12 protein-coding genes are annotated in these 18159 nt (G+C 65.7%); 2 read left to right on the top strand and 10 right to left on the bottom strand.

What is annotated here, in order from left to right; translation table 11 throughout:
- Positions 1–71 precede the first annotated feature (71 nt).
- On the bottom strand, positions 72–770 hold the full coding sequence (locus VGE27_RS13265) for a LytTR family DNA-binding domain-containing protein (protein ID WP_331050146.1): 699 nt from the start codon (positions 768–770) through the stop codon (positions 72–74).
- Positions 764–2524 carry a histidine kinase gene (locus VGE27_RS13260; RefSeq protein ID WP_331050145.1) on the bottom strand — a complete coding sequence of 587 codons (1761 nt, stop codon included), beginning with the start codon at positions 2522–2524 and terminating at the stop codon, positions 764–766. Before VGE27_RS13260 ends, VGE27_RS13265 begins: the two co-directional genes overlap by 7 nt.
- 112 nt (positions 2525–2636) lie before the next feature.
- On the opposite strand from VGE27_RS13260, the gene VGE27_RS13255 reads away from it, so the two are divergent.
- Positions 2637–5612, top strand: a complete 2976-nt coding sequence (locus VGE27_RS13255) for an alpha/beta hydrolase (RefSeq protein WP_331050144.1) — start codon at positions 2637–2639, stop codon at positions 5610–5612.
- Here VGE27_RS13255 and VGE27_RS13250 read toward each other — a convergent pair.
- Genes VGE27_RS13250 through VGE27_RS13235 form a run of 4 tightly spaced genes read right to left on the bottom strand, consistent with a single transcriptional unit; the run spans position 5605 to position 9860 of the window.
- Complete coding sequence (locus tag VGE27_RS13250; protein ID WP_331050143.1) at positions 5605–7236, bottom strand: alpha/beta hydrolase family protein; 1632 nt, start codon at positions 7234–7236, stop codon at positions 5605–5607. The two genes, VGE27_RS13255 and VGE27_RS13250, sit on opposite strands and share 8 nt — an antisense overlap.
- Before the next feature lie 42 nt (positions 7237–7278).
- The gene (locus VGE27_RS13245) at positions 7279–8724 is read right to left on the bottom strand and encodes an alpha/beta fold hydrolase (RefSeq protein ID WP_331050157.1); all 1446 of its coding nucleotides are present in this window, start codon (positions 8722–8724) and stop codon (positions 7279–7281) included.
- Positions 8724–8948 carry a hypothetical protein gene (locus tag VGE27_RS13240; RefSeq protein WP_331050142.1) on the bottom strand — a complete coding sequence of 75 codons (225 nt, stop codon included), beginning with the start codon at positions 8946–8948 and terminating at the stop codon, positions 8724–8726. Before VGE27_RS13240 ends, VGE27_RS13245 begins: the two co-directional genes overlap by 1 nt.
- Positions 8949–8990: 42 nt before the next feature.
- On the bottom strand, positions 8991–9860 hold the full coding sequence (locus tag VGE27_RS13235; RefSeq protein WP_331050141.1) for an SPFH domain-containing protein: 870 nt from the start codon (positions 9858–9860) through the stop codon (positions 8991–8993).
- 341 nt (positions 9861–10201) lie between these two features.
- On the opposite strand from VGE27_RS13235, the gene VGE27_RS13230 reads away from it, so the two are divergent.
- Positions 10202–13366 (top strand): VPS10 domain-containing protein, encoded by a 3165-nt coding sequence (locus VGE27_RS13230; protein ID WP_331050140.1) that lies wholly within the window; start codon positions 10202–10204, stop codon positions 13364–13366.
- A gap of 217 nt (positions 13367–13583) precedes the next feature.
- Here VGE27_RS13230 and VGE27_RS13225 read toward each other — a convergent pair whose 3' ends face one another.
- The 4 genes from VGE27_RS13225 to VGE27_RS13210 are packed head-to-tail and all read right to left on the bottom strand — an operon-like array spanning position 13584 to position 18157.
- Positions 13584–14792: an MFS transporter gene (locus VGE27_RS13225; protein ID WP_331050139.1), complete on the bottom strand. Its 1209-nt coding sequence runs from the start codon at positions 14790–14792 to the stop codon at positions 13584–13586.
- An 11-nt stretch (positions 14793–14803) separates the two neighbouring features.
- Positions 14804–15259, bottom strand: coding sequence for an SRPBCC family protein (locus VGE27_RS13220; protein ID WP_331050138.1), 456 nt, complete (start codon positions 15257–15259; stop codon positions 14804–14806).
- Positions 15260–15284: 25 nt separating this feature from the next.
- Positions 15285–17201, bottom strand: coding sequence for an ATP-binding protein (locus VGE27_RS13215; protein ID WP_331050137.1), 1917 nt, complete (start codon positions 17199–17201; stop codon positions 15285–15287).
- Positions 17202–17239: 38 nt separating this feature from the next.
- Complete coding sequence (locus VGE27_RS13210) at positions 17240–18157, bottom strand: enoyl-[acyl-carrier-protein] reductase (RefSeq protein WP_331050136.1); 918 nt, start codon at positions 18155–18157, stop codon at positions 17240–17242.
- Positions 18158–18159: the final 2 nt, after the last annotated feature.

Raw genomic sequence — 18159 nt, 5'->3', positions numbered from 1 at the left:
AAACCTACGGGATGTCCCTGTCCGACGCTGTCTCCGGCACCGATCGGCTCACGGTGCGACGTCCCACGAGGCTACAGCAGTCGTTCGCGCACGGCCTGCACACGGGATCGTCCCACCGGCAGTTCAGTGCCGCCGCGCATGCGAAGGCGATAGCGACCACCGCCTTCCACCTGCAGGGCTTCGGCCTGCTGCATATTCACCAGATACGAGCGATGAATGCGCACAAAGGCCGCCGGCAGGACCTGCTGCAGGCGATCGAGGGTCTTGTCGTGCAGTTCACGACGCCCGTTCACCAGGTGCAGCGCGGTATAGTCGCCATCGGCCTGAATCCAGGCGATGTCATCCACCGGCAACAAGGCGACCCCGTGTGTGCGCCACACCCCCACGAGTTGTGCGCCGCGCCCTGACATGCGGGTGGCCGCCTGCGCCCGCTCCAGCGCCTGCGCCAGACGCGTCCGCGGAAAGGGCTTGGCCAGGAAATCGAGCACACCCAACGCAAACGCATCGAGCGCTCGTTCGGCATGTGCGGAAATGACAATGGTGTGGAAGGTGCTGGCCACCGCACGACGCAGCAGCGTGAACCCGTCCTCGCCCTGCAGGTTGAGATCGAGCAGCAGCAGATCGATGACGCGACGGCGCAGGGCATCGTCGGCATCGTCCAGTGACATCGCGCTGTCGATCGACGCCGCGGGGCCCAGGATTTCCCGAACCAGCCGCACAATGCGCTGCTGCACCAGCGGTTCGTCTTCGACCACGAGAATGTTCAGCATGGCGTACGCTCGATGCGCTCGCGAAACCCACGGCGCATCGCCATGCGGGGCAGGATCAGCGTGCTCACCCACCGATCGTCCTGTGGTGCCTGCGTGAATTGCCAGTCGGTGTGGAACGCGGTGCGGAGGCTGGCCTCGATGAATCGTGTGCCGGTGCCAGGGCTGATGGTCTGCCCTGCGCGCGGCGTGCCAGGAGCGGACATCACGAGCGTGAGATGCTGCGCTCCGCCGTCAACGGCCTGCAACACAAACGCATCATGCGAATCCGGCGCGGTATGTGCACCGTGGGTGAGGCCGTTCTCGATCAGGGTGTGCAACACGCCAGGTGGTATGGCATGTTCGCGCCACAACGCCTCCCCCTCCACGCGCAACGTGAGCGGATGCGGGCGCCCGATGGATACAATGGCCAGGTGTGTACGGCACAGCGCCACCTCTTCATCCACGGTGATCCAGCCTTCGTCACTGGCCGCACGCACCATGCGAAACTCGTCGCCGAGCAATTCCACCATGCGGCTGGCTTCGGCTGGTGATCGCTCGATGAGTTCCTGCAGGGACATGAGCGTGTTCATGAGCCAGTGCGGATGGATGCTGCCGCGCAGCAACGCCGTACTCAATCGCGCGCGTGCCGCCTCGAGGGCGACGCTGCGTTCCGCACCGGTGCGCAGGAAGCCGGCGTGGGTCAGCAACACCGTGATCAGGATCGCGGCGAACGCGATGACATAGAGGCCATCGATGTAAATGCCCGGAGCGATCAGGGCGGCCAGCAGCGTGGTGCCGAGCAGCACGGTGAGCATTCCCGCAGCGCCGGACCAGTCTCCCCGCGCGGATCGCCACGTGATGCGCAGGGACATGGCCAACCCGCTCGCATGCAGCAGCCACCCCGCCAGATCGAAGGGGGTGGCAAACGTTGCCAGACTCACCACCAGCACCACGTACAACACTCGCTCGATGCGCAGTGATCGCAGTGCCGGACGTGCATCGAAACGCAGGGCGAAGTAGGCGGGCAGCAGCAATGCCGATGCCGCGGTCAGCAACCGAATGGCCAGCAATCGGGTCAGGTGCTGGGTGTACAGGTATCCCACCAGCGGACGCCACGCCTCGAGCGCCGGAAGTACCAGTCCCACCACGCACAATCCGATCAGCACCCACGCACCTTGGCGCGCACCGGTGCGTGCGATGACGGTGGCCACATACAGCGCCGCCACGAGCAGACATCCCATGGCCAGCGATGGCAGCAGCCAGCCACGGTACCGCATGCCATACAGGTCGTCGAGCGCCTGAACACGCACCGCCAGATCGGCGCGGGAAAACGCACGACTCTGGTGCTGGCTGGATACCCGAATCACCAGCGCGTGCGCGCCCGTGTCGGCGCGTGTGGTCGGAACCGGCACAATCCAATCGATATGACCCGGCACCTCCGTCGCCACGCTGTTCCCCACAACGCCATTGGGTGGGAGTGGAATGTCATCCCATGTGGCTTCGCTGGCTCCACGCAGCCCCATGGCGATGCCCAGCGGGCGGGCGCGATCGGTCTCGGTGAGCTGCACCTGGTAGCGCAGCCAATACGGACCACTCCAGGTGCGCAGCGTCTTTCCATCCAGTGTGCGCCACGCATCCGGGGTATCACTCTCCAGCCGCATACCCTGTGCCGTGATGCGTGCACCGGCCGGTGCATCACCCAGCACGAAGCCGACGATCAGCAGCGCGAACAGCAGGAAGGGGATCAGCACGAGGCGCAGGCGCGGTACGAACATGGCTAGGAAGGTAGTACGAACCGGCGTGGTCTCTGGTGTCGTTCGGCAGGCCGCTGGTGCCGTTCGCCGATCGATTCCCCCGGTCCGCACAGGGAGCGCGCAGCATGTGGACATGCACAACACCACCTTGCACAACACCAGGCCTTTCTTCGTGGCGCTCGTCCTGCGCGCGCGCCGTCGGCTGCTGGCAGGCTTCGCACTGACGGCATCCATGGCCTGCCCGCCGACGCACATCGAAGCCCAGGCGCAGCTCGCGGCTCCTGCCGCCGCACACATTCGCTTCGAGCCCCACCCGTTTGTCACCCGTGCACACGGCACCATCGACGCCGAACTCGGCACGCTCGATGTCCCACGCCGTCATGATCAGCCCAGCGGTCCACGGCAGACGCTGCGTCTGGTGCGGCTTCGGGCGCGGCATCCAGTCGCCGGCGCCGCACCAGTGATCTACCTGGCCGGTGGTCCGGGTGGCTCGGGCATCGACGCGGCACGCGGCAATCGCTGGCCGGTCTTCGACAGCGTGCGGCAGCATGTCGACGTGATCCTGCTCGACCAACGGGGCACCGGCCAGTCAGCACCACCGGCGCCATGCCCGCGCTCCTCCACGGCACCGCTGCGCAACGATTCCCTCATGAGTCAGGCACGTCAGATCGAAGCGGTGCGTCGTGAGACCGCGCGCTGCGTAGCGTGGTGGAAAACGCAGGGCGTCGATCTCGCGGCCTACACCACCGTGCAGAGCGCACAGGACATCGATGTGCTGCGGCAGGCACTGGGTGTGCCGCAGGTGAGCCTGTGGGGCATGAGCTACGGCACGCACCTCGCGCTGGCAACGCTGCGGCACGCTCCGCACGCCGTGCAGCGCATCGTGTTGATGGGCACGGAAGGGCCGGATCACACGTTCAAGGATCCGCGGGATGCAGATCGGATACTGCAGCGTCTCGCCACCTGGGCGGCGAAGGATTCCGTCGCGCGCACGCTCACGCCCGATCTCACGCAGGCATTGCGTGACGCCCTGCGATCTTTGCAGGCGCGGCCGCTCACCGGCGTGGTGCAGGGACCTCCGGGGGTCGGCGGCCCCATGGTCATCGGCCCATTCGACCTGCAGTTGGCCGTGGCCGGCGCGCTCGGCCGCACGCAGACCGCGTCACTCGTGCCGGTCATGCTGTCCATGGTGCAACAGGGGGACGCCTCGCTCGTGGCCCAACTCGTGAGCGGCATTCGAGAGGCCGTGCTACGCCCATCGGCCATGTCACTGGCGATGGATCTGGCCAGCGGTGCCACCGGTGCGCGACGCGCGATGGTGGCAGCGGGCGAACGGGAGAGCGTGTTCGGCGGGGCGCTCAATTTCCCCTGGACCACGCTCGATGCCGCGGCATTTGGCGTTCCCGATCTGGGCGATGCGTTCCGTGCGCCCATTCGCTCCGACGTGCCGGCCTTGTTCGTTAGCGGCACGATGGATGGTCGCACCCCGCCCATGAACGCCGATGAGGTGCGCCGCGGATTTTCCAATGCGCACACGCTGTTGCTCGACGGCGCGGGACATGACGACGATCTCTGGACCTCATCCCCGCAGGTGGCTGGCACTCTTGGCCGGCTCTTTGGCGGTCAGGCTATCGCCTCGCAGACGGTGATGACTCCGCTGCTGCGCATTCCGGCGCGTCCGTCCGCTGGGCCGTCAATGCCCAGGCCGCCGGCGCCGCCCTCCGCATCCCCCGTGTCGCGCGGCGACCGCGTGGCGACCGCGCTGCTGGATCGGGCGATTGCCCGCATGGGCGGAGACTCCCTGCTGGCCGCGATCACCAGCATGCGCATGGATCTGCTCACTCAGTGGCAGCGCACCACATTCAGTGAGCATCCGTATCCCGATCAACCGTCATTCGAGCGCAACAGCGATCTGCGCAACTATGCGCTCAATGCCTGGCGCAATGCACGCATGCCGCTCACGGGTGGCATGTTCCTCGATATCGTGCGAGACACCGTGGCGGCACGATCATTCAATGGCCCCGGTGGTGCCACGACCACGATGCCACTGAACATCGCGTACATCACCGAGCGTCGTGAACAGTTCGCGTTTGCGCCGGAGCGCACGCTGCGGCTGGCGCGTCACGCCGCCGACCTGCGCGCGCTGCGCGACAGCACCATCGATGGCGTGGTGCATGCACGGGTCGCAGCCACGGTGGATGGCTTTCCATCCGTCTGGTTCCTGCGTCGCACTGATGGCTTGCCGGCGTTCGTGCGATTCATGGCCGACGAGACCAACGACTTCGGTCTCGCATCGTGGGGCGTAATGCCGGTAGAGATCTGGTTCTCCAACTGGACCAAGGTGCCGCCCGGCGTGTTGTTGCCGCGTCAGCGTGATGTGCGCCGAGTCGGGCGCCCCTACAAGCGCATGACCGCGCTGGCCTTCACGGTGAACGCATCGGCACCGGCCGATTCGTTTGCCATCAGCGATTCGATGGCGTTGCGCTATCTGGCCACCGAGCGGCGTCCCATGTGGCAGCTGTCATTCGATTCGGTGCGCGTGAACGCCGAACACTTTGTGTCGTGGCCGCAGCTGGTGGGCAGCGCCGGCGCGGTGAAGATCGGCGGAGGATGGGTGCTCTTCGAGACCGCGCAGTCGGAAGGATCGCTTCCGGCGATCGACGCGTGGCTCACCCGTCATACGGGAGTTGGCCTCGTGGCCGGCGTGGCGGCGCGCCCAGGTGCCGGCAACGGTGGCGCGCGGTGGTTCGCGCGTACCGGGCGCGGCTTGCACGTGGCGCCTGGTACGCAGGCCATCGTGCGGTCCATTCTGTACAGTGACACGAGCGCCAGGGGCTCCAAGCGTGCCCCGCGCACGTCGATGATGGTGGCACAGACGCCGCGATGGGCGCGCATCGGAAATGATTCACTATGGCTCGAAGCCATCGACCTGCCCGACGCGCCGGGCGTACTCGTCGCCTATTCGCCCACCCATCGCTGGATCTATTCGCCCATGCTCGGCGTGCCCAACTACGCCCCCGAGTACGACGTCCTGCTCACACGCTGGCGTGCACGCGGCTGGGTCATCGAGTGGCAGGGATCGCTGCGCGCGTTGCGGGCGCCTATCTGAGCGTCAGTACCATCCAGTCGGCCAGCGCGCCGAGGACTTCTTTTCGCACCTGCGTGTTGGGCAACAGCGCGTAGCCGTTCAGCGCGCCGGTGGAATCGGCGAGCATGAGGTGATTGGTGGCCGGGAAATGGCGCAGTGTCGCGCGCTGATTTCCGGCCGCCCGCAGCGTGGCCGCGATGGTATCGGCCTGTTCGCGAGTGACCTGCAGGTCGGTGTCGCCCTGCAGAATGAGTACGGGCTGCTTCACCTGGCGCAGCATCAGCTTCGGATCGGTACGCATGAACTGTCCGAACCACGGATTGGCGCGCTCGATGGAATCGAGTGATGCCGGAATGCGGCGGCGCAGCGAGTCGCGCTGCGCGTCGGTGACATCGGAGAGTTCCTTCAGCACCGTCTCATTCTGCGAGACCAGAATGCGACGGCCATCGTATGCAGGGCCGGCCAGCAGCGCGATCGCGCGCACGGACGGTTCGCGCACGGCCACGATGGGCGCGATGAGTCCGCCTTCACTGTGACCGGCCAGTGCGATGCGCGTGGGGTCCACATCGGGGCGTGTCTTGAGCCAGGCAATCACCGACTGCACATCGTCGGCGAAGTCGGTGCTGGTGGCGGTGCCGCGGGACTCCGCACCGCCACTCGCGCCCACACCACGATCGTCGTAACGCAGCACCGCGATGCCACGACGGCCCAGCGTATCGGCAATCTCGCGGAATGGCTCGTAGCCCTTGATGCTCGGTATCCGTGAATCGCGTTCCTGCGGCCCGCTGCCACTGATGGTGATCACCACCGGGACTTTGCCGGCTCGCCCCGTGGGCTTGGTGAACGTGCCGGCCAGCGTGTAGCCACGGGCGGTGGGAATGGTGACCTGTTCGGCGCCATAAGGCGCATTGACCGGCGCGTTGTAGCTGATGGCGCCTGCTGGTGCGAGCGTGACCGGGCCGGTGGCACGCACGGCGCGCAGCCCCTGCGCCGGTACACTGATCTCGAGCGGCGTGTCACCACGCCAGACCGTGCGCACGGCCATGCCGGCGATGGTGAGGGTGGTGGTGTCGCCCACGGTGACCACCGTACCATCGAGCGTCTGCATGCCCGACGCCATGAACACCGGCACCACGCGCTTGTTCAACTGCCGCGCCGCGCGCGAAACGATTGCCGCATGCATCACCGACTGTCCGACCAGTGGCAACGCTCCATCACGGCTGGCCACGGCCTGCGTGCGCGAACGGCTGCCGGAGCGCGAGTTGATGACCACGCTGTCGCTGCGGGTCGTGAGCGTCACTTCCTGCAGTGGCGCGGCATCCGACAGCGCACCGGGCGCGCGCACCGCCACATCGAGCGACGTGAGAGTCGTGCCGCTGCGTTGCTGTGTCCAGGTGAGTGACGGCTGTCCACGCAGCACCAGCGCACCGCGCAATGCGCCCGCATCGGCACTGAACGTCTCGGTGGCCACCGTGTCATTGCCCCGCAGATACACGAACAGCGTCGGTGTGACCACGCCTGCTGTGGGTGCTGCCTGCGCGCGCGCTGACCGGGCGAACAGCAAGCCGGCCAGAATGCCACACACCACAATGATCAGGGTCGCGACGCCGACGCGACGGCCGCGGCGGAAGATGAGATGCATCATGAAAACGACTCCGTGCAAAGCGACGAAGGAACAGCGAATGAATTATCGCACCAAAGCCGGCATCGGGCGACGCACGACAGTGCTTGGCACATCCTGTCCAGCGAAGAACTGCAGCGTGGCGTCCCACACCGTGGGATCACCCATCAGCCCGTGTGACTGATGTTCGATCACCAGATGCCGTCCGTTGCGAAAACGTGGCAGTAACGCATCCACATTGGCCACCGGTGTGCGACCGTCCCATGTCCCACTCACGAACAGCACGGCCGCGGACACCTGCGCGGGCAGCGTCGGCGGCAGCGGAGCGAGCTCCGTCGCCGTCGACGCGCACATTGCCGGCGTGGGGGCATCGATCACATCGCCCAGGCGGCTGCTCGCCGTCTCCCGCGCGATTTGTGCCTGCCGGTCTGCGCTGGCGCCAGAAGTGCAGTTCATGAGCAGGTTCATGCCATCGATCATGCGCGCCTGCCGACGACGCGCTTCGGTAGGCACGAGTGGAGTCAGGTCTCCGCGCAGCAGTCGGTCCACCTCGCTGGGCAAACGGCGCAACGCCGTCAGATCGCCCAGCGCGTCGGCCACGAACCGCTGCACCGTGGATCCATCGACCATCACCTGTGGAGTGCCTGCGGTTGGGGAAAGCCCCACTACCTGGGGCGTCCGATCGAGCAGCGTCCGCAGCGAATCGATGGCCGCACCCAGCGGCACACGGCCAGCGCGTGATGTGTCCGCGTCCACCTGCGCGGCGTATCGCGCAAACATCGCATCCACGCGCGACGGCAACTTGAACGTGTCATCGGGCCCTTCCACCCCCACCAGCACCGCGCGCGCCACCCGCGTCTCATGCGCACCCACGTAGGCCAACCCGAGGTGCGTCCCGTAGCTGCCGCCCAACAACGACAAACGCGGCACGTTCAGCGCGATGCGCAGCGACTCGAGATCCTCGGCATTCTCCCGCGTCGACCACCCTGCCAGGATCACGCCGGCGTTCTTGAACTGCTGCACGCATTGCTGTGCATCGACCGCTGCTGCCGAGTCGCGCGCGCCGCGTGTGAGCGGTACCTGCATCGGCAGCGGTGATGTGAGGCAGGAGAGGCGCGCGTCTGAACGACGTGTGCCACGCTGATCGAATGCGATCACGTCGCCACGCGCCCGCAGCGAATCGAGCATCGTCGGTGGCATGCCGCCGATCGCCCGCGTACCGGCATCCCCAGGCCCGCCCGCGAGAAACACGATCGGTGCAACGATGGCGTCTCCCGGAGACCGCAGAGCCGGAACGCGCACTGCGCGCAACGTGACACGCTGTGGGTTGCGCTGCGTTGATGATGCTCGATGCTCCGGTACACGCAGCGTCCACAGTTCTGCGGCACGCGGCGCACCTTGGGCCGAGAACGTGATCGTATCGCGGTGCAGCGAATCCCCGCGGGCGGTCACGGTCCACGCACCCGACGGCAGCGACGGCATGGCTGGCATGCCCGGCGGCTGCAGGACCATCACGCGGAACCGTCCGATGTCCCACTGCCGTCCGATTCCGCGTCCGCCACGTCTGCATCTGGTGCCGCTTTCGCTTTCGGCGCGCGTCCCGCATCACGGAGCGCATTCCGCAACAGAAACTCGATCTGCCCGTTCAGGCTGCGCAGATCATCGTTTGCCCAGCGCTGCACCGCGTCGAGCACGTCACGGTCCACCCGGAGGAGGAACGACTTGCGGTCAGCCATGATGCAGCACCGGGCACACGATCATCAGATACTGACGCCGGATCAGGTGTAGAGCGAGCCGGTGTTGACCACCGGTTGCGCCGAACGTTCCGAGCAGAGCACCACCAGCAGGTTGCTCACCATCGCGGCCTTGCGTTCCCCGTCGAGCTCCACGATGTCACGGGTCTTGAGTGCCTCGAGGGCCATCTCCACCATGCCCACGGCGCCTTCCACGATCGTCTGGCGCGCAGCCACGATCGCGCTGGCCTGCTGGCGCTGCAGCATGGCCGCCGCGATTTCTGGCGAATACGCCAGGTGACTGATACGCGCCTCGATCACTTCCACGCCCGCCTTGGCCAGCCGCTCGTGCAGCGCCTCGAGCAGCCCCTTGTTCACCTCGGTCTGGTGCGTGCTGAGCGAGATCTCTCCGGTGCCATGCGAATCGTACGGATGCGTGGAGGCCAGCGCGCGCAGCGCCGACTCACTCTGCACCGCCACGTACTGCACGTAGTCGTTCACCTCGAAGATCGCCTCGGCCGTATCCGTCACGCGCCACACCACGATCGCCCCGATCTCCACCGGGTTCGACTGCGCGTCGTTCACCTTGAGCTTGTTCGTCTCGAAGTTGCGCACGCGCAGCGACACCGAAGACCGCTGGATGAACGGATTCACGAACCACAGCCCCGACGTGCGCACGGTGCCCTTGTAGTTGCCGAAGAGCGTCAGCACCCGGCCCTCATTGGGGTCGACGGTGAACAGGCCCTTGAAGCAGAGGGTGGTCAGGAAGATCAGAACGACGCCGGCGATCATGTACAGCGGCATGCCCGAGCGGGCACCCCAGATGATCAGGGCGACCGACCCGAAGATCGCCGCCACCAGCACAATGGCCATGAGGAGCCCAGGTGCCGGGTGGACCTCGGTTTCGCGAAGCATATGCAAACCTCTTGGAGGGGGTTGGTATTAAAGTGATATCACTTCAGTATCGCTGTACGCAAGATGGGCTGAGCAGTTTCAGGGAACGCCACGAGACGTAGCGTTGCCCCGGCCTTTGGAGCCGGAGATGCGGTGTCGGGGAAAAAGCCTTGCGGTGAGGAAATGCCTTCGCAATAGTCGCAGGGCGCCACTCACATATACGGAGGTCCCGCCCCGTGAAGTACCTCGTTCCGCGCCTGGCCCTCCTGGCCTCGGCGCTATGTCCTGTTTTGTCCATGGGTGCCCAAACGGCACGGCCGACGGCTCGCCCCGCCGCGGCTCGTCCCGCAGGCCCCGGGCTGTTGTCCGCGCCGTTTGATACCGGCGCCATCTCCTCGCTCAAGTGGCGAGAGATCGGTCCCTATCGCGGCGGTCGCTCGGTGGCGGTTGCCGGCTCCGTGGCCCGTCCGAAGGAGTACTGGATGGGCACCACCGGTGGTGGCGTCTACAAGACCACCGACGGTGGCGACACGTGGCTGCCGATGACCGACGGATACTTCGGCGGCACCACGGGTGCGGTCGCGGTGGCACCGAGCAATCCGGATGTCGTGTACGTCGGCGGCGGCGAGTTTGCCATCCGCGGCAACGTCTCCCACGGCGATGGCATGTGGAAGACCACCGACGGTGGCAAGACGTGGGTCAACATCGGCCTCAACGACTCGCGCCAGATCGCCAAGGTCCGCGTCCACCCCACCAACCCCGAGCTCGTCTACGCCGCTGTGCAGGGGCATGTGTGGGGCCCGAATGCGGAACGCGGCATCTTCCGCAGCAAGGACGGCGGCAAGAACTGGCAGAAGGTGCTGTTCCGTGACGACTCCACCGGTGCCGCCGATCTGGTGATGGATCCCGCCAACCCGAACGTGCTGTACGCGGGCTTCTGGCAGGCGCATCGCAAGCCGTGGATGCTCGTCTCCGGCGGCAAGGGCTCGGGCATGTTCAAGACCACCGACGGTGGTGACACGTGGACCGAGATCACGAAGAACCCCGGCCTGCCGAAGGGCCTGTGGGGCAACATCGGCGTGACGGTGAGCGGCGGCAATTCGCGCCGTCTCTATGCGCTCATCGAAGCGGATGAGGGTGGTGTGTTCCGTTCGGACGATGCCGGCGCCACATGGGAACGTGTGAACGACGAACGCAAGCTGCGGCAGCGTGCCTGGTACTACACCAAGATCTACGCCGATTCGAAGAATCCGGACGTGGTCTACGCCAGCAACGTGTCGTTCCAGGTCTCGCGTGACGGTGGCAAGACGTGGAGCAACGTGCAGGGCGTCAAGCACAGCGACTCGCACGACTTCTGGGTCGCGCCGGACGATCCGAATCGCATGATCGAAGCCAACGACGGTGGCGCCAACGTGTCGGCGGACGGCGGCAAGACGTGGACGGATGTGGACTACGCCACGGCGCAGTTCTACCACGTCACCACGACCAACCACTTCCCGTACCAGATCTGCGGCGCGCAGCAGGACAACAGCACGCTGTGCGGCCCGTCGCGTGCGCCGGGTGGCATCACGATCGACATGTGGAAGGACGCGGGCGGCGGTGAGTCGGGTTTCATTGCGCCGCTGCCGAACAATCCGGACATCGTGTTCGCGGGCAGCTACGGCGGCTATCTCACGCGCAAGGACATGCGCACGGGACTCACGCGTGACATCAATCCGTGGCCGCTCAATCCGATGGGCCATGATGCGAAGGACGCGAAGTACCGCATGCAGTGGACGTTCCCGCTGCTGGTGAGCCCGCACGATCCGAAGACGCTGTACGTCGGTTCGAGCGTGCTGTTCAAGACGGTCAACGAAGGCGACAGCTACACGGCCATCTCGCCCGACCTCTCGCGCAACGATCCGCGCACCCTGGGCCCGTCGGGCGGTCCGATCACGAAGGACCAGACCAGCGTCGAGTACTACGGCACGGTCTTCGCCATCGCCGAATCGCCGATCGCCAAGGGCACCATCTGGGCCGGCACCGACGACGGCCTGGTGCACGTCACGCGCAACGGCGGCGTGTCGTGGACCAACGTGACCCCGGCCATCCTGAAGGAGCGGGAATGGGCGCGTGTCTCCATCATCGAAGCCAGCCACTTCAACGCCGGCACGGCGTATGTCGCGGCCAACCGCTTCCAGATGGACGACAACGAGCCGTACCTCTTCAAGACGACGGACTTCGGCAAGACGTGGACGCGCATCGATGGCAGCGGCAAGGCCAACGGCATCCCATCGCATGAGTTCACGCGTGTCATCCGCGAAGACGAAGTGCGTCCGGGGCTGCTGTTCGCCGGCACCGAGCGCGGCATCTGGGCGTCGCTCGATGACGGCGGCACGTGGTTCTCGCTGCGTCGCAACATGCCGCAGGTGCCGGTGCACGATATCGCCATCAAGGAAGGCGACGTCATCGCGGGCACGCATGGTCGTTCGTTCTGGGTGATCGACGACATCAGCCTGCTGCGTCAGGTGAACACCACGCTGCTGGCCAAGCGGGCGCACCTGTTCACGCCGAGCGCGGCGTATCGCCTCAACTGGGGCGGTGGTTTCGGTGGCGGTGGCAGCGCAGCATCACCGGTGGGTCAGAACCCGCCGGCCGGCACGATCGTGTACTACTGGCTCAAGGAGCCGGCGAAGCGCGTGACCATCGAGTTCCGCGATTCCACCGGTCGCACCATCCGCAGTTTTGCCAGTGACGCGGTCGCACCGACGCCTACTGCAGGTGGCCGTCGCGCCGTGGCCGCCGATCGTCCGCCCACGAACAACACCGGCATGAACACCTTCTCGTGGAATCTGCGCGAGAGTGACGCGACGGCGTTCCCGGGCATGATCATGTGGGCTGGCTCGATGAACGGACCGATCATTCCGCCGGGCAACTTCACCGTGCGTTTGCTGGTGGATGGCCAGCCGTCTGGTGACGCGCGTCTCGTCGTGAAGAAGGATCCGCGCAGCAACGCGACGGGCGCCGATCTCCTGGCGCAGTACAAGCTGCTCATGCAGATCCGCGATCGTACCACCGACGCCAATGATGCCGTGCGCACGGTGCGCTACGTGCGTCAGCAGGCCGTCGAGAAGATGAACGCGGTCGGCAGCGACTCGGCGCGTTACGCCACGCTGGTGAAGGATCTGGACCAGAAGATCAGCGCGATGGAAGCCGAGATCTACCAGGTCAAGAACCAGTCGGGTCAGGACCCGCTCAACTACCCGATCAAGGTGAACAACCAGATCGCGGCGTTGTCGGGTGTGGTGGCCAGCACCGAGGCACGTCCGACGCGCCAGTCACAGCAGGTGTTCGATATCCTCACGAAGGAGCTCGAAGGCTACCTGGTGGAGCTGCGCAAGGCGTACAAGGATCTGATTCCCGCCATCGATGAGATCCGCAAGAAGCACGGACACCCGGCCATCGAAGTGAAGGCGGCCGATACGCCGGGCGCCCGTCAGACCAGCGCGGAAGAAGACGAGACGGGCGACTATCGCCTGCAGCAGTAAGTCTTCAGCACCGCTGTGAAGTGAAGAGCTGCCGGCTGATCTCGTGATCGGTCGGCAGCTTTTTTACTGCTTTGCCGCGGATTGCACGGAGGGAGCGGAAACTACACGGATCAAACAAAACAACTGATCCGTTTCGAGACTACAGACTCCAGAATCGACGCAAGAAAAATCCGTGTTGTTTCCGCTCCCTCCGTGTAATCCGTGGCAAAAGAGTCGATCACGCCGTACCAAGCCGCTGCAACCGCCGAATGCTCGCAATCCCCAGCATCGGCCCGATCGCCAGCGCGGCAAACGCCCACTGCCATCCGATCCGCTGCACGAGCAACGGCACGATCTGAATGGTGATGGTGGTGAGCAGAAATCCAATCGACACCTGCACCGTGAGTGCGGTGCCCACCGCATGCGGCGGCACACTTTCGGTGACCAGCACCGAGAACTGCGCGCTGTCGGCAATGACAAAGAAGCCCCAGGCCAGCGCGAGCGGCGCCAGCAGCCACCACGAACGCCCAAACGCGAGTCCGATGAGCAGCGCGCACGCGCCGCTCAGGGCCATGGCACGATTCACCAACTGCGCACGGCCAATACGGTCAGCCACCACGCCGCCCCAGAAGCAGCCGATGCCACCCACGGCAATCACACCGAACGAGAGCAGTCCCACCAGACGCGTCGAAACCGGTGCACCGGTTGCTGCAGCATGTGCCACCGCACTCGCACCCAGGAACGCCGGGATCCACGTCCAGTACGAATACAGCTCGGCCATGTGACCGAGATACCCACCCGTGGCCAGGCGCCAGCGACGCTCGCGAAACACCGAACCCACCAGCCCCCACGAGAACCGACGCGACGGAAACGCATAGGGTCCGTCCACATACCGCGCGCCGACGAGCAGCGCCGCGAGCAATGCCGCGCCGCTCGATGCAAACACCACCATGCGCACCGTGACATCAGGAATGGCCTGCGCGAGATACGGTGACGCCTTGCCCACCGTCAGCGCGCCCACCACGGTACCCACCGCCAGGCCACGACGTTCGCGAAACCAGGTGGACGCCATCTTCATGGCCGGCGGATACACGCCCGCGATGCAACACCCGCACAGCGCGCGCGCCACGAGCGCCCAGCCAAAACTCGGTGCCAACAACAGCAATGCGTTGCTCAGTGCACCCAGCGTGGCCGCTGTGGCGAACAGACGACGCGCCGGAATCACGTCGGCCAGGTTGAGCACCGCCGACAGTGCTGTGCCAATCACGAAGCCCAGTTGCACCACCGTGGTGAGCCATCCCACGTCGGTGGCCGAGAGTGCCCAGCGCTCGGCCAGCTGCGGCGACACCGCGCTCCCCGTGAACCACACCGACATGCCCAACAGCTCGGCCACCGAAATGAGTGCCAGCATGCGCCAGCGATCCGGGTGGGTGTCGTCAGGGCGCATGGGTTCGGCGGCTACTGATCTCGCGGTGATGCGCGATAGTCGCCCAGCTGCTCCGCCGCTCCGCCCAGGAACGCGTCCACCTGTGCGTTGCGGTTGCGGAAGCTGCGCAGGAAGCGCGCGATCGGATTGCCCGTCACACTCGAGGCGGACACCGAAAGGTTGGTATGGCTTTCCACTTCGTCGAGGCGCAGGTGCCACTCGCCCACGATCTCCTGACTGTCATTGCGGAGCCGCAGGGTGAGCGCCGACGGAGCCGTTTCGGATGCCACCTCGAAGGCCGGCAGGCGCGGCGACCAGTCCGGGATCTGCTGCACGTCATGCACGACACGCCACACGTCTTCACGCCGCGCGGCAATGCGGATGGTGCGCGCGATCTCGATACGCGCCGGTGCCATCAGGCCACCCACCAGCATCGCCACGACGATCGACGCGATCGCACCCATGACGACAAGGATCCAGTTCATCATGGCTGCATCAGGAATTGAGGGTTGATCACGGCGTCGCGTTGTCGATCATCGTGCGCACACGGCGCGCCAGCTCCAGCGACGTGAACGGCTTGGCCAGCAGCGTGCGTTCATCGGCGCTGATGCCCTTTCGCAATACCTCGTCATCGGTGTAGCCCGACACATAGAGCACGGGCAGCCCGGGACGCAGCACCACCAGACGATCAGCCAGTGCCCGACCACTCATGCCCGGCATGACCACATCGGTCACCAACAGATCAATACGGCCCGGGAAGGCCAGCGAGATCGCCATCGCCGCGTCGCCATTGGGCGCCGCCAGCACGCGATACCCGCGACGCTCCAGCGCCGCTGTCGCCACCGCGCGCACCGCATCTTCATCTTCAGCCAGCAGAATCGTCTCGGTGCCGGCCAGCGAACCCGCTTCCTGATCCGCATCGTCCACCACCTGCACCGTTTCGTCGAGACGCGGCAGCAGGAGATGCATGGTGGTGCCCACGCCGAGCGTCGACTCCACGCGGATCTCACCCCCGGCCCGCTCCACCATGCTGCAGGCCAGCGCGAGACCAAGCCCTGACCCCTTGCCGCGTGCCTTGGTGGTGAAGAACGGTTCGAAGATGTGCGCCTTCACCTCGTCGCTCATGCCGGTACCATTGTCGGCCACGCTGATCGACGTCCAGTCAGTTTGCGCATCGAGCGTGAAACGCTGGCGCTGCTCCGTGGTGATGGGCCCCACGCGGATGTCGATGCGTCCACCACTTGGCATGGCATCACGCGCGTTGCTGACCAGATTGAGCAGCGCCTGTTCGAGCTGACCGGCATCAGCGCGCACCGTACCCACTTCGCTGTCGAGGTGGGTGTGCAGCGTGATGTGCTCGCCCACCAGACGACGCAGCAACCGGTCGAGGCCCAGCACGATCGCATTCGGATCGAGCACGGCTGGCTGCAACACGGCTTTGCGGCTCACGGCGAGAATCTGCCGCGACAACTCGGTACCACGCACGGCCAGCGCACGAATCTCGCTCACGTCGGCAAAGGCTTCCGTGCTCGGATTGAGCTGCGACAGCAACAGATCGCAGTACCCCAGCATGCCCGTGAGCAGGTTGTTGAAGTCGTGCGAGATGCCACCCGCGAACGTGCCGATGGCCTCCATCTTCTGCGCCTGACGGAGCTGCTCTTCACTGCGGGCCAGTGCGCGTTCGGCTTCACGGCGCGCCGTGATATCCATACCCACCGACAACCAGCTTGCGCGTCCGAGACGACGTGACGACGTGGTGATGACCTCCATCTCCAGTCGCTTGCCGGTCGCGGTGCGATGCATCCAGCTACCGGCATTCTGGCGGGTCTCGGAGAACGGGAGACGCGCGCCGCTGAAGCGTTCCATCTCCGACGGATCGATCAGGTCGACGATCTGCAGCGTGAGGAAGTGCTCGCGATCGTAGCCGTACTTGTCGATGGCCGCCTGATTCACGGCCAGAATGTTCGTCGTCTCGGCGTCCCACGCCCACATGGGCAGCGGATTGGAGTCGAACAGAAAACGATAGCGACGCTCATTGTCGGCCAGCGCCGCGGTGCGTCGTTCCATCGTTTCGGCCATCTGATTGAGCGCGATGGCGAGTTGCCCCACTTCGTCGCTCGAACGAATGACGGAGCGATGCCCGGACAATCCTGCAGAGAGCACGTGGGCGTCCTGGATGAGCGCTTCCACAGGACGCACGATGTAACTGCCCGCCGCGTAGGCGAACACGCCCCCGGCGGCGAAGGCACCCGCGAGCATCAGGGCACCGGGCCAACCGTCGTTGCGAATGTCCACCAGTGTCGCCACCAGCACGGGTGGCGTCATGGTCACCAGGGACATGACCAGAAGCCGCGCGCGCAGCCCGAGTCCCCGCACCGTGGAAGCGGTGGGGGACTCATGTTCTGCGGTGCGCAATGCCGGGTCAGTCATGGAGGATCAGCGGAACGCGCTGATGAACGCCGGGGAAATCAGCCGCTGATCTGCTCGGTGCCAGCCGGCATCGTCACGGCCATGCCCATCGCGTGGTAGCCCTTGTCGACATAGACCGTCGTGCCGGAAATGCCGCTGGCGAGACCGCTGGACAGAAATGCCGCCGTCGTGCCCACTTCGCGCGCTTCCAGCTCTTCGGGCAACGCCGAGTTGGCGGCGCAGTACTTCACCATGGTCTGGATGATGCCGATGGCGCTCGCCGCACGCGACGCGTACGGCCCGGCCGAGATCGTGTTCACGCGCAGCCCCCACTTGCGACCAGCTTCGAATGCCAGCACACGCGTGTCGCTTTCGAGCTGTGCCTTGGCCGACGACATGCCGCCACCGTAGCCGGGAATGGCGCGTTCGCTGGCCATGTACGTAAGCGAGCACACCGAACCATGCGGGCGCATCAGCGGCCCGAGGCGCTGCACCATGGACACCAGCGAATACGCGCTCGCACTCGACGCGGCCAGATAACCGGAGCGGCTCACTTCGAGCAGCGGCTTCTTCACTTCCGGCCCGTTGGCGAGCGAATGGAAGACGATGTCGAGCGGCTTCTCGCCGAAGTCCGACACGAGCCGCTGCGCGAGCCCGTCGATGGAGAAGTCGCCGAGTTCCTTGTAGCGCTTGTTCTCGCGCACGTCTTCCGGCGCGTCGGACAGCGCGTCGTAGACGGCATCGAGCGGATAGATGCGCTCGAAGGTGAGCAGCGAGCCGTCGGGCATCTGGCGCGAATCGTCGATCTTCCCGCGCTCGAGCAGGTTGAGGAAGATGTTGAGTGCCGGTGGCCACGTGGCCACACACACACTCGCTCCCGCTTCGGCAAAGGCCTTCGCGATAGCCCAGCCAAAGCCATTGTCGTCCGCAACGCCCGCAACGAGGGCGCGCTTTCCAGTCAGGTCGATAGGTAGCATGC

Source organism: Gemmatimonas sp., from assembly GCF_036405635.1.
In the GTDB taxonomy this organism is placed as follows: domain Bacteria; phylum Gemmatimonadota; class Gemmatimonadetes; order Gemmatimonadales; family Gemmatimonadaceae; genus Gemmatimonas.
This window is presented reverse-complemented; position numbering and strand designations above follow the sequence as displayed.

Bases quoted from the DNA above. Each gene is read 5' to 3' on its own strand.
- VGE27_RS13265 (WP_331050146.1), bottom strand. From the start codon at position 770: ATGCTGAACATTCTCGTGGTCGAAGACGAACCGCTGGTGCAGCAGCGC.
- VGE27_RS13260 (WP_331050145.1), bottom strand. From the start codon at position 2,524: ATGTTCGTACCGCGCCTGCGCCTCGTGCTGATCCCCTTCCTGCTGTTC.
- VGE27_RS13255 (WP_331050144.1), top strand. From the start codon at position 2,637: ATGCACAACACCACCTTGCACAACACCAGGCCTTTCTTCGTGGCGCTC.
- VGE27_RS13250 (WP_331050143.1), bottom strand. From the start codon at position 7,236: ATGATGCATCTCATCTTCCGCCGCGGCCGTCGCGTCGGCGTCGCGACC.
- VGE27_RS13245 (WP_331050157.1), bottom strand. From the start codon at position 8,724: ATGGTCCTGCAGCCGCCGGGCATGCCAGCCATGCCGTCGCTGCCGTCG.
- VGE27_RS13240 (WP_331050142.1), bottom strand. From the start codon at position 8,948: ATGGCTGACCGCAAGTCGTTCCTCCTCCGGGTGGACCGTGACGTGCTC.
- VGE27_RS13235 (WP_331050141.1), bottom strand. From the start codon at position 9,860: ATGCTTCGCGAAACCGAGGTCCACCCGGCACCTGGGCTCCTCATGGCC.
- VGE27_RS13225 (WP_331050139.1), bottom strand. From the start codon at position 14,792: ATGCGCCCTGACGACACCCACCCGGATCGCTGGCGCATGCTGGCACTC.
- VGE27_RS13220 (WP_331050138.1), bottom strand. From the start codon at position 15,259: ATGATGAACTGGATCCTTGTCGTCATGGGTGCGATCGCGTCGATCGTC.
- VGE27_RS13215 (WP_331050137.1), bottom strand. From the start codon at position 17,201: ATGACTGACCCGGCATTGCGCACCGCAGAACATGAGTCCCCCACCGCT.
- VGE27_RS13210 (WP_331050136.1), bottom strand. From the start codon at position 18,157: ATGCTACCTATCGACCTGACTGGAAAGCGCGCCCTCGTTGCGGGCGTT.